The 15416-nt window shown below is 74.4% G+C and carries 13 protein-coding genes; 2 read left to right on the plus strand and 11 right to left on the minus strand.

Features of this window, described 5'->3' with window-relative positions:
• Positions 1–112 precede the first annotated feature (112 nt).
• The 6 genes from ACWIX3_RS17450 to ACWIX3_RS17475 all read right to left on the minus strand — a co-directional run bounded on the left by ACWIX3_RS17450 (position 113) and on the right by ACWIX3_RS17475 (position 8292).
• Positions 113–1210, minus strand: coding sequence for a lysophospholipid acyltransferase family protein (locus ACWIX3_RS17450; protein WP_448608601.1), 1098 nt, complete (start codon positions 1208–1210; stop codon positions 113–115).
• Position 1211: 1 nt separating this feature from the next.
• The gene (locus ACWIX3_RS17455) at positions 1212–2081 is read right to left on the minus strand and encodes a patatin-like phospholipase family protein (RefSeq protein ID WP_448608602.1); all 870 of its coding nucleotides are present in this window, start codon (positions 2079–2081) and stop codon (positions 1212–1214) included.
• A 244-nt stretch (positions 2082–2325) separates the two neighbouring features.
• Positions 2326–3168 carry an SDR family NAD(P)-dependent oxidoreductase gene (locus ACWIX3_RS17460; protein ID WP_448608603.1) on the minus strand — a complete coding sequence of 281 codons (843 nt, stop codon included), beginning with the start codon at positions 3166–3168 and terminating at the stop codon, positions 2326–2328.
• Between the two features lie 355 nt (positions 3169–3523).
• The gene (locus ACWIX3_RS17465; protein ID WP_448608604.1) at positions 3524–4297 is read right to left on the minus strand and encodes an enoyl-CoA hydratase/isomerase family protein; all 774 of its coding nucleotides are present in this window, start codon (positions 4295–4297) and stop codon (positions 3524–3526) included.
• Between the two features lie 304 nt (positions 4298–4601).
• The gene (locus ACWIX3_RS17470; protein WP_448608605.1) at positions 4602–5213 is read right to left on the minus strand and encodes a GNAT family N-acetyltransferase; all 612 of its coding nucleotides are present in this window, start codon (positions 5211–5213) and stop codon (positions 4602–4604) included.
• A gap of 235 nt (positions 5214–5448) precedes the next feature.
• The gene (locus ACWIX3_RS17475; protein ID WP_448608606.1) at positions 5449–8292 is read right to left on the minus strand and encodes a BTAD domain-containing putative transcriptional regulator; all 2844 of its coding nucleotides are present in this window, start codon (positions 8290–8292) and stop codon (positions 5449–5451) included.
• Positions 8293–8392: 100 nt separating this feature from the next.
• Between ACWIX3_RS17475 and ACWIX3_RS17480 the strand changes: the two genes are divergently transcribed.
• Positions 8393–9205, plus strand: coding sequence for a GNAT family N-acetyltransferase (locus tag ACWIX3_RS17480; RefSeq protein ID WP_448608607.1), 813 nt, complete (start codon positions 8393–8395; stop codon positions 9203–9205).
• Between the two features lie 371 nt (positions 9206–9576).
• Here ACWIX3_RS17480 and ACWIX3_RS17485 read toward each other — a convergent pair whose 3' ends face one another.
• From ACWIX3_RS17485 to ACWIX3_RS17505, 5 genes are all read right to left on the minus strand, one after another.
• A complete protein-coding gene (locus tag ACWIX3_RS17485; RefSeq protein ID WP_448608608.1) occupies positions 9577–10314 on the minus strand; it encodes a DNA alkylation repair protein in 738 nt (245 codons plus the stop codon).
• Positions 10298–10852 carry an SRPBCC family protein gene (locus ACWIX3_RS17490; protein WP_448608609.1) on the minus strand — a complete coding sequence of 185 codons (555 nt, stop codon included), beginning with the start codon at positions 10850–10852 and terminating at the stop codon, positions 10298–10300. Before ACWIX3_RS17490 ends, ACWIX3_RS17485 begins: the two co-directional genes overlap by 17 nt.
• 194 nt (positions 10853–11046) lie before the next feature.
• Positions 11047–12069, minus strand: coding sequence for a HEAT repeat domain-containing protein (locus ACWIX3_RS17495; protein ID WP_448608610.1), 1023 nt, complete (start codon positions 12067–12069; stop codon positions 11047–11049).
• An 8-nt stretch (positions 12070–12077) separates the two neighbouring features.
• Positions 12078–12893 (minus strand): HEAT repeat domain-containing protein, encoded by an 816-nt coding sequence (locus tag ACWIX3_RS17500; protein WP_448608611.1) that lies wholly within the window; start codon positions 12891–12893, stop codon positions 12078–12080.
• A 223-nt stretch (positions 12894–13116) separates the two neighbouring features.
• Positions 13117–14085, minus strand: coding sequence for a helix-turn-helix transcriptional regulator (locus ACWIX3_RS17505; RefSeq protein ID WP_448608612.1), 969 nt, complete (start codon positions 14083–14085; stop codon positions 13117–13119).
• A gap of 62 nt (positions 14086–14147) precedes the next feature.
• On the opposite strand from ACWIX3_RS17505, the gene ACWIX3_RS17510 reads away from it, so the two are divergent.
• Entirely contained in the window at positions 14148–15362 is a 1215-nt protein-coding gene (locus ACWIX3_RS17510) for an epoxide hydrolase family protein (protein WP_448608613.1), read from the plus strand.
• Positions 15363–15416 lie beyond the last annotated feature (54 nt).

The following is a 15416-nucleotide window of genomic DNA, read 5'->3' on the forward strand; positions in this document are numbered from 1 at the left end:
GTCATGCTTCGCCCCTCGGATCAGCCCTCGAGCAGCGCGGCTGGGGACGGCCTCCGGTGGCCGAGCGACGGTCGTACGTGCTCGATGACTCCGGCCTACGAGACCACGCTGGCTACGGGTCGCTCCTGAGCGCGCTCCCCGCGTCGGGCACCCCCGGCATACCGGTCCCGGGGACGTCCTGTGCCCGCTGAGCTGCCGAGGTGGTGGTGATCCAGGCGTCGATCGTCTCCCACCACTGGTACAGCCAATCCGTCAGCTGCGTCTCGTCCCGCGGCACCTCGGCGGCCGGGACGAACCACCAGCGCAGGTGCAGGGTCTTGTCCATGGGCAGGCTCCGCCACAGGTCGCGGACCGTGCTCAGGTGTTCCAGCCCGGTGTGCGCGACCAACACGACATCGGCGTGCGGGGCCGCGTGCAGCGCCGCGACGACCCCGCCCGGACGCGGCGGCAGCAGGTTCCGCATCGCCTCGGCCCGGCGCACCGCGGCCAGCAGCCCCCGATCACGAAGTCGCTGGATGGCCCGGGTCCGGCGTCGCACGGTGAAGTTCGCCCCCTCGGGGAAGATCAGCAGCGCGTCCTCCTCACCGAGGTCACGGGCCAGGTCGGCGATCGCCTCCTCGGAGCCGGACCCCGCCGCCGGATCGGCCGGGACGAAGTGGTTGGGCAGCCTGTTGAGGTAGACGTCGATCAGCGGGTCCAGCTGCAGCACGTCCTTGAGCACGATCCGCGGCTGGCGCAGGTGGTCACGGTTCATCAACGTGTGCACGAGCAGGAACGAGTCGCCCGGGCCGGCGTGCCGGGAGAGGACGATCATGGCGTTGGTCGAGCCGGGCACCCCGTCGTCCAGCGGCGACCAGGACGTGCCGTCGGTGACCAGCCGCAGCGCGAACAGCCGCTGTGCCACCCGCATCAGCGTGTCGAGCAGCAGGCGCAGCACGGTGTAGTGCGTCGCCCGGGCCCGCGGTGTCTGCAACCGGCGACCGAAGCCGCTGAGCACCCACAGGACCGCCGCGACCGCGAGCCCGGCCACCTCCAGCGCGAGGTAGACCAGCGCGAAGGCCAGCAGCCGCAGCGCGCGCAGCCGGCCGGGCAGGAACACCGAGGCGACCACCGCCACGACCACGAGCGCGGGCAACAGGACGACCGCGGCCACCAGCGCGGCGACGAGGAGCGGACCGGTGACCCGGCGGACGCGGCGTGGCGGCAGCACCTCAGGCTCCCCCGGCCCGGGACGCGCCGATCCGGTCCAGGTGGGTACGGGCCGCGCGGTACGCCTGGTCGATCCTGACCTCGACCCCGGAGAAGTCGCGGTAGCGCAGGTTGGCGGCCCCGGGCGGAGTCGGGTCACCCGAGGGCAGCACGTGCACCGTGACGCCAGGTGGCAGGGCGGCGAGGTCCGCGGCGAAGCGGTGCCGCCGCGCGATCTCGAAGGCCACTTGCGCGACCTCCCACGGCCCGGTCGGTGGGCTCAGCGGACGGTCGATCCGCCCGACGTGCAGCACGAAGATCGTGTCGGCGCCGAGCGCGACCGCCCGGCCGACCGGGATGCTGTGCACCAGCCCGCCGTCGAGGTAGTGCTCGCCGTCGAGCTCCACGGGCGGCAGCAGGCCGGGCACCGCGCACGAGGCGAGCACCGCCTCGACCAGCGCACCCTCGGTGAACCAGTGCTCGGCGGCCCGCTCGATGCTGGCGGCGACGCACTGGAACGGCACGCGCAGCTCGGCGAAGGTGCGCACCGGGAGATGCTCGGTGAGCAGGTCCCGCAGCGGCTCCCGCGGGTGCAGGTGCGTGCGGGTCCGCACCAACGTGCGGGCCCGGCCCAGTACGGACCCGGCGAAGATCCGCTGGGAGGCCAGCTCCTCCCACACGCCGCGCAATCGGTCCACGGCGCCCGGCGCGGGGTCGGCGGCGACGAACGCGCCGTTGATCGCGCCCACCGACGTACCCACGACCAGGTCGGGTCGGACGCCGTGCTCGAACAGAGCCTGCAGCATCCCGATCTCGGCCGCGCCGAGCACTCCCCCGCCACCGAGGACGAATGCCGTGCCGCTCCGCTCGACGGGCACCCGCGGCGAGGCCATGGCCGCATCGTGCCATCCCACGGGGCACCATCAGCTCGACGGGCGCCCGGAACAGCGGCTGCCACGGCCCCGGACGCCGGCCCGCCGGCGCTGCGGCGACCGGCCTCGTGCTCCCGCCGCGGAGGTCCACGCCGAGCGGAACCGCAGGATCCGGGACGGCGACCCGGAGCTGCCATCAGCCGAGGTCGCCGGCTCGTCCACCCAGATCAGCCCGATCCGGACGGCCCGGACACCCCTCGGAGGTTCACGCGCGCCGGACCGTCGGTGGTTGACCGGTGCTGCCTCGGTTCACGCCCACGAGCCCCCGTGCTCGCGGCTCACCCCCGTAGGCGGCGTGCATGCGCGGCCCGGCGGCGCGCAGCCCGCCATCGACGGTGATCTCCTCGCCGGTCACGAACCGGGCCGCGTCACCGGCCAGGAAGGCGATGACCTCGGCGACGTCCTCGGGGGTGCCCAGGTCCGGCCACGGCTGCGCCTCCCGCATCACCGCCCGCGCCGTCTCCAGGTGCGGACCGATCAACGGCGTGACGACCAGTCCCGGGCACACGGAGTTAACCCGGATCCGGTCTGCGGCCAGCTCGGCCGCAGCGACCCGACCGAGGTTGAGCACCGCAGCCTTGGCGGCCGAGTAGGCCTGCGGGCCGGCTCCCCCGCTGAACGCTGCCACCGAGGCCGTGTTGACGATCGACCCGCCCCGCCCGGCGGCCTGCATGGCCCGAGCTCCGTGCTTGATGCCGAGGAACACGCTGCGTACCAGCACCGCGAACGTGTAGTCCCAGTCCGCTACGGCGATGTCGGTGAGCGCGCCGAAGGCACCGCCCACGCCGGCGTTGTTCACCACGCAGTCGATGCGGCCGAACGCCGCCACACAGGCACCCACTGCTCCGGCGACATCGGCCTCCTCGGACACGTCCGCCCGGACGAACCGCACCCCCGCGCCGAGCTCGGTCGCCGCCCGCTCGCCGTTCTCCGCGTTGAGATCGGCCAGGACCACCTGCCACCCCTCGGCGAGCAGCCGCGCGACGGTAGCGCGGCCGATCCCGCTGGCGCCGCCGGTGACCAGCGCAGCTCGGGCGGCAGCGGTCACGGGTGCACGGTCCACTCTGGTTCCGGTCGGTCGGAATGGCCGATGGGCACGAGGTTCCTCCTGCAGCCGACGCCTGTGTCACCGGGCGGACAACGTACCGACGTGCCCGGTCATGTCACCGAGATCCGCGTGCGCACGTGTCGTGTCCCCCTCGCTCGTCCTCATCGGTGAGCCGCGGGACCGGTCGGCCGTCCCGGTTGCCTCCCGGATCCGGTCAGGCCGATCGGCCCTCGCCGCGACGCGGGCGCCCCGCGTGGCTCCGAGCCCCTGCCCGCCGTCCTCAGGTCCACCAGCCGCGAGCCGGGTCCGCGTCTGGTGCCAGCCGGCCCCACCTCCCGGCGACTCGGGCACCAGGTCAGTCCGACCAGACCGGTGGTCGCCTGCCGAGGAAGGCGTCCAGCCCCTCGCGGAAGTCCGCCGTCGCGCCGAGCGCCACCGCCTCCTCCCGCTCGATGGCCAGGCCCTCGTCGAAGGGCAGGTCGACGCCTTCGGTGATGCAGCGCCGGATCGCCGCCAGCGCCCGCGCCGGCTTGCGGGCCAGGCCCTCGGCGTAGCCCTGCACCTCCTCGCGGAGCCGCTCGTCAGCCACCACGACGTCGACGAGGCCGATGGCATGGGCCTCCTCGGCGCTCAGCAGCGTGCCGTCGTAGAGGAAGCGCAGCGCCCGTGACCGGCCCAGCAGGCGGGCCAGCGCCTGCGTCGCGCCGACCGGCGGGATGAACCCGATGTCGATCTCCGGCTGCCCGAGCCGGGCGGTGCGCGACGCGAAGCGGACGTCGCAGTGCAGCACAATCTCCAGACCGCCGCCGACCGCGGTGCCGTGGACGGCGGCCACCAGCGGTTTCGGCGACGCGCGCATCCTCCGCACCAGGTCGTGGCACACGTCGACCCAGCGACGCATGCCCTCGTCGTCCATGTCGGCGAAGACCCGCAGGTCCGCGCCCACGCTGAAGTGGGCGTCCAGGGCGCTGCCGAACACCACCACCCGGACGGCGGGGTCCCCGAGGTGCTCCTCCAACGCCTCCGGGACCTCCCGGAGCATCTCCCAGTGGAAGGCGTTGACCGGCGGGCGGTCGTACTCGATCCACCCCACCCGGTCCTGCACCGTGACCCGCAAGAAGTCGGCCATCCGCCCCCCTCCACCGTTGCCGACCCTGGCGGCCCGGCTCGCCATCACGGCGTACACGGCTTCCCCGCGCGGCGGTAGGGCCGTGGTCAGCCCCCCACCGGCTACGAGGGGGCGGACACAGCCGTGTGGGCATGTGGCGAGTCGCCCCTCGGGCACTCAGGCGATGCCGCGGGACACAGCCTCCACAGGTGTCCCGCGGCATCCGCTCGTCCCAGGCCGTGGCCTGCGGTCACGCCCGCTGACAGGGGGCAGACCCGCGGGAGCGCCCCGCGCACGCCGGCACCGCCCCGTCCGGCAGCTGCCATCAGGCGGCCGGGCGCCACATCGGCCAGAGCGGCGGACCCCCAGGAGCCGCGATGGGCGCCGCGGCCACGAAACCGTGACGCTCGTAGAGGGCGCGGTTCCGCGGGCTGGTCGCCTCGAGGTAGGCCGGATGGCCGGAGCGGTCGGCACGCTCGAGCACCGGCGCCAGGAGTCTGCTGCCGATCCCCCGTCCCTGGGCGCCCGGCGCGACGCCGAGGAACCACAGGTACTCGTGCGGCTCAGCGGGGTGGACCGCCTCCATCTCCGCCATCACCTGCCCGACCCGGTCGCTGTACGGATGGAACAAGTCGGTGACCCGCGCCTCGAAGCGGGCCTCCGCTTCCGCGGACATCGCCGCGTGACCGTACGGGATCCACAGCGCCGCACCGTGGACGCCGTCGCCGGTGGTCCAGGCGTCGTCGTGCGGAGCGAGGACCTCCAGCACGAGGTCGAAGAACTCCTGGTTCGTGGCGGCGCGGACCTCGTCGTCGGGGATGAGCCAGCGGAACACCGGATCGTCGGTGAAGGCGGCGGCCAGGACGGAGCTGACCGCGGCAGCGTCTCGGGGCTCGGCCTGGCGGACGTCGGCGGACAGGACGGACAGGGTGCTCATGTCCCCTCCAGGGCTGTGGATCGACGGAGTGCACACACCCTGGGGGCGCCGTGTGTCACCTCCGTGTCGGCGACCTGACGAGCCGGTCGGCGTGGCCGACAGGCGACGTCCCACGACCGCGTCCCGATCGGCACCCGGCCGCTCGTGCGGCGGCTCCGGACACCCCTGGTCCCCGCCGGGTGGCCCGCCCCACCGGTCCGGCCGCGGTCCGGACGGAGGGCGTCCGGACCGCCACTCAACGGCGCGAGAGCTGGCGCGCCAACGCCACCGCGCCGGAGTCGCCCAGGCCGGCGCCCTCGGCCAGCAGGTCGTCGAAGTCGGCGCCGAGCGCCTGGCGAGCGACGGCCGCCACCCGGCGGATGCGCTCGGAGTCGGCCCCGTACACCTCGGTGGCACGGGGGCTGGCCCGGAGGGCCCCGAACAGCCGGGCGACGTCACGATGCCGTCCGTCGCGCGACAGGACCTCCATGAGGGCCCGGACGGCGATCCAGAGCTGGGTCCAGGCTCCGAGACCGTGCCAGGTGTCCAGCAGCGGGCCGAACCGCTCGACCGCCGCCGGTCCCCGATCGGCGCGGGCGGCGGCGGTGAGCAGGGTGTGCCGGGCGACACCGGCCAGGAAGGCCGCGTCGACCTCCTCGGCCAGGGTCACGGCGCGCTCCAGGTACGGGACGGCGTCCCGCTCGCCACGCTCGGCGCGCCGCTCCCCGGCTGCATAGGCGGCCCACGCCCGCGTGACCGGTGAACCGAGCTCGGCGGCCAGTGCTGCGGCTTCCCGCTCGGACCGGGTCGCCGCGGCGTCGTCGCCCGCATACGCGGCCATGATCGTCAGGTCTGCGTGTGCCATCAGCTGCAGCGCTCGATCGCCCGCGGCCGCCGACGACGCAGCGGCCTGCGCGCACAGCGAACGCGCCCGCCCGAGGTCCCCCCGGAACATCGCGACGTTGGCCAGGCCCTCGAGGGCCTGCCGCCCGGCGAGCGGATCGCCGATCGCCTCGGCGACGGCCACCGCACGCTGGCCGCGCCGCTCGGCGCCGTCCAGATCGCCGCGTTGCCACGCCGCGGCGACGGTCGCGCCCAGCAGGAGCGGCGCCAGCGGCGGCAGGGCGGAGACCGGCGCGTCGGGCTCGGCCTCGGGATCGCACCCCGTCGCGGTCAGTGCCTCGTCGGCCATCCGGACCAGGTCCGCCCGCGCCCGCAGGTACCCGAGATCGGCGAAGACCAGGCCCAGTTGCAGCAGCTCCTCGGCGGGTCCGCACCTGCACAGCCAGGAGTGGGCGCGCCGCAGGTCGGCGAGGTGGGCGTCGAACCGGCGGATCGCCGTCGCCTGGTCCGGCCGGCAGGAGGACTCCGCCACGTCGGCCCCGAGGGCTGCGGCCCAGGCCGCATGCCGCCTGCGCAGGTCGGCTGCGGCCGGGTGCGTCTCCAACCGCGCCCGGCAGAACGCGCGCAGGGTGTCGAGCATCCCGTAGGTGAGCGGGTCCCCGTCGCGGCGCACGACCAGGGACCGGTCGACGAGGTCCGGCAGCCGGGCGGCGCTCCCGCAGACCGCCGTCACCGCGGCCGGTTCGACCGCGCCGGCGAACACGCCGAGCTGGACGAACAGCTCACGTTCTCCTTCGTCCAGCAGGCCGTACGACCACTCGACGACCTCACGCAACGACCGGTGCCGCCGCGCGGCGGTGCGCCGCCCTCCGGCGAGCACGTCCAGCGGCTCCTCCAGAGCGGTGAGCAGTCCGCGCAGCCCCAGGGCAGGTACCCGGGCAGCGGCGAGCTCCAGGGCCAGCGGCAGCCCGTCGAGGCGCCGGCACACCTGGGCGAGGAGCTCCGCCTGTGCGGGGGCCGGGGCAGAGGCCGGATCGGCGGCACGGATGCGATCGGCGAGCAGGGCGGTGGCCGGTCCGTCCGGCAGCGGGGCCACGGGGAGCACCTGTTCACCGTCGACCCGCAGCGGCTCCCGCGCCGTGACCAGGACGTCGACGCCCGGCGCCCCGCCGGCCAGGGCCTCGACCAGTGGAGCGACCTGCTCGGCCACGTGGTCGCAGTCGTCCAGGAGGAGCAGATGACGGCGCACGGCGAGCACCTCGACGATCCGCTCGGTCAGGCTCGTGGCACCCACCTCGGCCAGCCGGAGTGCCGCTGCGACCGCCGGCTCCACCCGTGACGGGCCGACGTCACCCAGCCCGACCGTCACCACGCCGTCGGCGTACCGGTCGGCCACGGCCGCTGCGGCGTGCCGTGCCAGCCGGCTCTTGCCCACGCCACCGGCACCGCTGAGAGTGACGACCCGGCGTTCCGCCAGCATCGTCGTGACCCGGTCCAGGTCGGCGTCCCGGCCGACGAACGAGCTGAGCGGCAGCGCCGGTCTCCGTGGCGCGACGCCCCGCAGGACCTGTTCGTGCAGCCGGACCACCTCGTCGGAGGGGTCGAGTCCGAGCTCGTCGGCCAGCGCGGTGCGCAGCGCGGCGAACGCCCGGGCCGCGTCACTGGGCCGCCCCGCGGCCAGGAGCGCGCGCATGAGCAGCGCCGTCGCCGGCTCGCGCAGCGGGTCCTCCGCCACCAGGGCCTCCGCGGCGGTCACCGCGTCAGCGGGACGGCCGGCCGCCAGCAGCGCGGTGACGTGCCGTTCCACGCCCGTGGCGCGCAACCCCACCAGGCGCGCCACCTCGGCCTCGACGCTCGGGTGGTCGAGATCGGCGTAGGGACGGCCACGCCACAGCGCCAGCGTCGCCTCCAGCGTCCCGAGGTCGGTGGGAGCGTGCTGCAGACGGGCCGTGAACTCCTCCGCGTCGATCGCCCCGGGGTCGGCCTCCAGGACGTAGGCCCGCCGGCCGGTCCGGATGTGCAGGCCCGCGGGCAGCACGCGCCGCAGCCGCGCCACGTAGGTGTGCAGCGTGGCGTCCGGGTCAGCAGGCAGCTTCTCGCCCCACACCAGCTCGGCCAGCAGGTCGCAGCCGACCGGTGCCCGGGCGTGGAGCGCCAGCCCAGCGAGCAGGCGGCCCTGGCGGGGGCTGCCCAGCCGTACCGGTGATCCGTGCGCGTCGCACAGGACGACCGGACCCAGCACCCCCAGGAGCACCACCGCGCCATTCTCGCCGCCGCCCCCGGGGCCGGACAGCCTCTCGCGGGCGTGACAGACCGGTGACAGGGCTCCGTCACGACCGGGGCGCAGCGTCCTCGCCATGACGACCTCGACCGCTCCTGCGGAGCACCTCACCGACGGATGGGAGCCCGGCACGCCGGACAGCGACTCCATGTGCCGGCGCTACGTCCACCACTGGGCCGCCGAGTGCGCCGCGTTCGCCGCCGCTGCGGGCGGCACCGTGGTGGTCACCGACTCCTACGTGGTCACGGACTACGGCCGGGCCAGCGGGTACTTCAACGGGGCCGTGCTGCTCGCCCCGCCCCGGGACTGGGACCAGCTGCTCGCCGAACTCGATCCGCTGCTCGCCCAAGGGAGCGGCGAGGTGCTGCTCTGGAGCCTGTGGCCGACGCCGGACCTGCGTCTCCGCGGCTGGACCCTGGAGGGGCACCCCCCGATGCTGCTCCGCCCCCCAGCCTCACTGGCCCCGGTGCCCGCGCCGGTGCCCGCGCCGGTCGAGGTCCGCTCCCCCGCGGACCTGGCCAGGTGGGAAGGGGTGGCGGTCGCCGGCTACCCGCTCGACCTGGACGGCGGCGCGCTGACCGGCCCCGAGCTGCTGACCGACCCCCGGATCACCTTCTTGCTCTCCGAGGAGGAGGGCGAGCCGGTGTCGGCCTCCGCGCACTTCGTCACCTCCGGCCTGGGCAGCCTGGCGTTCGCCGCGACCCTGCCGACCGCCCGCGGCCGGGGGCACTGGACCCGGCACGCCCTGGCCCGGCTGCGCCTGCGCCCGGACCTGTGGCACAGCGGCGTCTTCTCCGACTTCAGCAGGCCGCTGGCCGAGCGCCTGGGGTTCGTCCCGATCCTCCGATTCACCTTGTGGCAGCGCTCACGCCCCGCCCCACCGCACTGAAGGCGCGCGTCAGCGAGCACGCGGTGCCGGGCCGCGGCCAGGCCGACGGTGTCGGCTCCCTGTGCGCCGGTGACGAACCCGACCGAGGCCGTCCCCGGTGACCCGAGCACCTCGTTCGACCACGCGGCGGAAGCCCCCTGGCGACCGAGGACACCGGGACCGGTGGCCGCGCCCTAGGAGGTGACCGTGCGCCCGACCGCGGTGACGACCGCGGACCTGCCGGGCGGTCCGGCGCCCTGCACGGCCCGGAGGTCGAGCGCCCGGTCCGCGCGTGGGCCCACCGGGCGGACACCAGCCAGGCTCCCCGCGCCCGATCGGCTCCCGGCACGTGGTCGGGGCGCACGATCCGGCAGCACTCGGCCCATGAGCGGCTAGCGGCGCGGGGAGGCCGCCGAGCCGGGCAGGCGGTTGGCCGCGAGGTAGTGGTTGCGTTCGTCGGGGTCCAGCTTCCCGACCGCGGCCCGGAGCATCGTCCGCGGCATCGCAGGTGCGAGTTCGTCGAGGAACGCGCGGAACGCCGGCCGGTCGGTGTCGCTGGCGTAGCGGAGCATCCAACCGACGCCCTTCTGCACCAGCGGGTGGTCGTCATCCACGAGGAGTCGGCTGATGGCGAAGGTGTCGTGGACCTGTCCGCGGCCGAGGAAGGCGGCGGTGGCGACGATCGCGCTACGCCGCTCGGGCCAGAAGTCCGAGCCGGCAAGCCCGTACAGCAGGTCTCGGGGACGCTCGAGGAGCCACGTCCCGAGCACCTGGTAGGCGGCGAGGTCGACGAGATCCCAGTCGTCGATGCGGTCGTGACGCCGCACGTACAGCTCGACGAGCCCTGCGTGCCGTTCGGGGGTGACCCTGCTGTGCGTGGCTGCCTTGCCCATCACCGAGCACGCACCCGCTCGGGCTTCGTGCACCGGGCTCTCCAGAAGAGCCTCGATCTCGGCCAGCGGCATCGCGAGGCACTCCTTCGCGAGCGCGAACACCGTGCCCATCCGCACCCCGATGAACGACTCGTCACCCGGGAAGTACCGGCGATAGGCGATGCGCTGCTCCTCGGTCGCCTCCGCCTCCAGCCGGGCCAGGAATGCGCCCGCGGTCGGTTCAGCGGCAGTCGGCATCGCGTCCGGTCCTCTCCGTGCCGGAGCGGGGGACGCGGTCCAGCTCGACGAGGCACTGCCCCATACCGATCCGGGGGAACTCCCGCGTCTGCCCTTCCGGCCAGCCGCACACCGTGACGGTCACCAGCGTCGAGCCGCCACGAGTATCCGACTCGATCACATGCCGCTGCGCCCGCGGGGAGTCCGACGGCATCCCTACCGACGGGGGGTCGACGGGCGTGCCGGTCGCGTCGCAGAGGTCGTGCATCAGCTCGATGCGGCGCTTCGGCCCGATCCGAGTGAACGACCACGGGCTGGAGGAGTCGCCGCTCCCGATCTCGGTCGGGGCGCGCACGCCCACCACCGCCGACCCGCCCTCACGCAACTCGATCACCGCGCCGGGACGGGAGAACCCGTCCGGGCCCCACCACTGCCCGAGGTAGCCGGGCTCCGAGCACGCAGGCCACACCGCCTCGGCCGGCGCCGCGATCTCACGCGACACCACGAGCTCGTCCATCCGGCCCGGCCCCTTCTCGGTGAGCACCCGGGTCGTCCACACCGACGGCGAGACCTCGCCCCGCTCCGGAACTCATCGATGCCATCGCACTCCCCGCGGCGGTCGCGGCTGGGGCACGAGCCGATCGCGAGCGATGGCCGGCGACGTCGGATGCTTCGGGTCCCCACGGATCGAGGGCCAGCTCGAGTCCACCCGGGAGGACCGCGAGCGCTCTGCGGCGCCTCGGTCCCGCGCTCTCAGGAGTCCTCGCCGCCTCGGTCCTGAGGGGACCGCTCCTCGAGAACTCCGACGAAGGCCGCGGCGACGAGGGCGACAGCGCGGTCGTCGTCGTGGGCCAGTTGGCGCAGGACCTCCTGCACGCTGGTCCCCGGCAGCTCGACCAGCGCCTGGGTCAGGCGTATCCGCGTCGCGGGGTCCGCGGTGGGCGAGGCGAGTTCGTCGACCAGTGCGGTCAGGATCCGGTCTGCGCACCCGGGGTCCTGGGACAGCGTTCCCAGGACCTCCGCCGCGTCGACGTCGCTGGAGCCCTCGACCACCATGCCGACGAGTGTCGGCACGGCCGCGGTCACGCCGAGCCTGCCCAACGCCAGAGCGGCGTGCCCGTGCACCGTCGGGTCCGGGTCCCCGAGCGCGTCCGCGAGCACCGCGGTCGCTCCCGGGGCCCGGGACATCCCGGCGATCGCCAGCACCGCGCGCCGTCGGGTGTCGACGTCCTCGGAGTGCGCGCCGGCGGCCAGCGCCGCCACACCGTCGCCGCCCGATCGGGCCAGCGCCCAGCGCAGGGCGCCCGCGACGTTGGGGTCGGATTCGGCCAGGACCGCGCCGGCCAGCAGCTCGGCGGGAACCGCCACACCCTCCGGCCGGGCCAAGGCGGCCTGCTGCCTGCGCGCGGCGCTGATCGAGTTGAGCCCCTGCATGAGTTCGACGATGCGCAGGACGCCCTGCCAGCCGGTGGGCGCCGACGCATCGATCGCGCGGAGCCGCTCGAGCAGCTCCCGGTCCCGCTCCAAGCGGTCTTCCGTCCACCTGATGAGGTCGCCGACCAGGGCGGACGGCGTGAAGGCCGGGTCCTCCAGCGCGCGCCCGATCTGCCTGAGCGAGAGCCCGAGGGACCGCAGGCTCTCCACGTGGAAGATCCTGCGGACGTCCTCGGCGGAGTACTCGCGGTAGCCGCCAACGGTGCGACCGGTCGGTCGCACCAGCCCGAGGGCGTCGTAGTGGCGGAGCATCCGGGTGCTCACCCCCGAGTGGCGGGCCACCTCCCCGATCAGCAATGCGCGGTCCCCGCAGTCCTCGCGGCCCTGGCAGCCTGGTTCGACTCGGTCGCCTCCGCGGGCTCGGCGGTCCCGGCGTCGACGGTCCCCGAGGTCCCGGCGAATCCCGACGCAGCCGCGGCGGCGGCAGCGGCTCGTTCCGGGCCGAGTGCGGCGACGCGCTTCGCCTCGTCGACGGCCGCGTCGAACCCGGTGTCCGGGTCCTGCAGGAGCAGCACGGTGGCACGAGCGTGCGCGGCCACCGCCGGGTCCGGGTTCGCCGCGGCCTTCTCCAGGGCGGGCTCGATCACGTGGCCGAGGTCGATGAGAGCCCGGCTCAGGCTCCGCTGCACATCGGCAGCGCCGCGGCCGAGCTGCATGACGAGTTCGTCGACCAGGTCCCTCTTCTCTTCCTCGGGCACGAGGGCGGCCGCGACGCGCCATGCGGTCCGCGCGACCTCGTCGTCGGCGTCGCGCAGCAGGTCGCACGTGATCCAGGCCCATGCGCGCTCGTCACCTATCTTGGAGAGCGTGTGCAATGCCTGATCGCGGGCCTGCGGGCGCTCGGAGCCGAGTTCCTGACGGAGGCGGGGCAGGGTGATCTCCGGCGAGAAGCGGGTCAGCGCCCAGGACAGCATGTCTCGCACGAAGAAGTCCGGCTCGACCGCGCACCGATCGACCAGCGTCTCCAGGAGGCCGGGGTCGGGATTCGAGCCGACCGCGAGGGCCGCCTGAAGCCGGACCGAGGAGTCCTCGGCGCCCAGGGCGCTGGCCACCCGCGACTTCTGCGGGGTTCCGTTCGTCGTGTTGATCGGGATCACCTCCTGCACCCAGTGGACGCCTTGTCACTGTGTCAAGGTCAAGCCCGGGGCAGCGGGCCTGGAGGACATGCACCGACCCTCGCGACGAACCGGGCTCGCCCTCGCAGGAACTGCGGGATCGTCACCGCGTGCGGCCCGCTGCCCGAGGGTCAGGCCTCGGCCGAGGGCATCGAGCTTCACTCGGTCACCGATCGCTCGGCAGCCGCCGGACGGTCCAGTCCGGTCCTCCCGGTCACGAGGACCAGCTGGGGACGGCGTCCCGGCAGCGCCGGGCCTGCGCGCGGAAGGCTGCCACGAGTTCCGGCGGGCCGTCGACGAGGGTGAAGTCGGCGTCGAGCGAGGTGACCATCCAGACCAGCGCGGAGACGGTGTCCGCGCCCACGTGCACGGAGCAGCTGCGCTCGTCGACCGGCTCCACGACGCCCATTCCCGGCCAGATGCGCGCGCTGATGACCTCGGGGGGCTCGTGCACGCGGACCGTCGCCCGGTACGGCCAGGTCCGTACCGACAGCTGGCGCGCGAGATAGGTGGCGACGTCTCCGTCCGGCAGGTCGCGGGGTTCGAACCGCGGCCCCGTCGGCGTCCGCAGCGCCAGCCGGTCGACCCGGAAGGTCCGCCAGTCCGCCCGGTCGACGTCCCAGGCGACCAGGTACCAGTGCCGGCCGAAGTTCACCAGGCGGTGCGGTTCGACGCTTCGCAGGCCCTTCTCGCCCGTTGCGTCGGTGTAGTCGACGCGCAGCCGCTCGGAGCGCCGGCAGCCATCGGCGATGGTCATGAGCGCGTCGGCGGAGACCTGCGGACCAGGGGCGCTGCCGGTGCGCACGGTGGCCTGCTGCAGCGTCTGCACCCGGTAGCGCAGCCGCGACGGGAGCACCTGCTCGAGCTTGGCCAGCGCGCGCAACGACGTCTCCTCGATCCCGGCGACCGAGCCGGCGGTGGCGGTGCGCAGCCCGACGGCGACGGCGACTGCCTCGTCGTCGTCCAGGAGCAGGGGTGGGAGCGCCGCTCCCGCGCCCAGCCGGTAGCCCGCCGTCCCCTGCAGCGCGTGCACCGGGTAGCCGAGCTCGCGCAGCCGGTCGACGTCGCGGCGGACGGTGCGCGTGGTGACGCCGAGCCGTTCGGCGAGGGCCGCGCCGCTCCGGTCGCGGTCGGTCTGCAGGAGCGACAGCAGGCGGAGGAGCCGGGCGGACGTCTCGAGCACGGGTCAAGACTGCCGGATGCTTAGGATCGATGTCGTCCTAAGTGCTGCCTAGCGTCTCCTCCATGACCTCGTCGCCGCTGGACATCCGCCCCTTCCGCATCGACGTGCCGCAGGAACGAGTCGACGACCTGCACCAGCGGCTGGCGCGCACCCGCTGGCCCGGGGAACTGTCCGGCGTCGGCTGGACGCGCGGCGTGCCGCAGGGCTACCTGCTGGCGCTGGCCGAGCACTGGCGGACCGGATACGACTGGCGGGCCGCCGAGGCGGCACTGAACGAGTTCCCGCAGTTCCTCACCCGCATCGACGGCCAGCGGGTCCACTTCCTGCACGTCCGCTCCCCCGAGCCCGACGCGACGCCGCTGCTCCTGCTGCACGGCTGGCCGAGCACAGTGGCCGACTTCCTCGACGTGGTCGGTCCGCTCACCGATCCCCGCGCGCACGGGGGCGACGTGGCGGACGCGTTCTCGTTGGTGATTCCGTCGATGCCGGGTTTCGGGTTCTCCACGCCGCTGGCCGGGCCCGGGATGCACGCCGAGCGAACCGCTCGGATCTTCGCGGCGCTGATGGCCGCCCTCGGGTACGAGCGGTACGGCGTGCACGGCGGCGACACCGGCTCGTTCGTGGCGCCGGAGGTGGGCCGGCACGACGCCGAGCACGTCGTCGGCGTGCACCTCACCGCGGCGATCACATTTCCGGCCCGCGACGACGACGTCGCGGGACTCGACGACGCCGATCGCCGCCGGTGGCGACGGATGCAGGAGCACAACGACGGCTACCTGCAGATCCAATCGAAGTCGCCGCAGACGCTCGCCTACGGATTGACCGACTCCCCGGTCGGGCAGCTGGCCTGGATCGTGGAGATGTTCCAGCGGCTCACCGACCTGCCCGCCGACGGTCTGCCAGAGGTCGCCGTCGACCGCGACCGGATCCTGACCGGGGTGTCGATCTACTGGTTCACCGCGTCGGCGGGGTCGGCGGCTCAGGTCTACTTCGAGGCGATGAACCCAGCGGCGTGGGACGTGGGGTCGGCGGACTCCTGTGACGGGTACGGCGGCGGCTGGGACGGCGCCGACGCCGGCAGCTGGGCACCCGAGCGCGGCACCGTGCCGACCGGCTTCCTGCTGTCGACCAACGACGTCACCGTGCGCGCCTTCGCAGAGCGCGACCACTCCGTCGTCCACTGGACCGAGGTGCCGCGCGGCGGACACTTCCTCGCCATGGAGCAGCCGGAGCTCTTCACCGCGGACGTCCGCGACTTCTTCCGGGGGGTCCGTTGAGATGGGCGCCGGCGGGCGCACGGTGGTGGGCCCGCGGGCGCCCGGCCGGCCACC

Source organism: Geodermatophilus sp. URMC 60 (genome assembly GCF_053502585.1).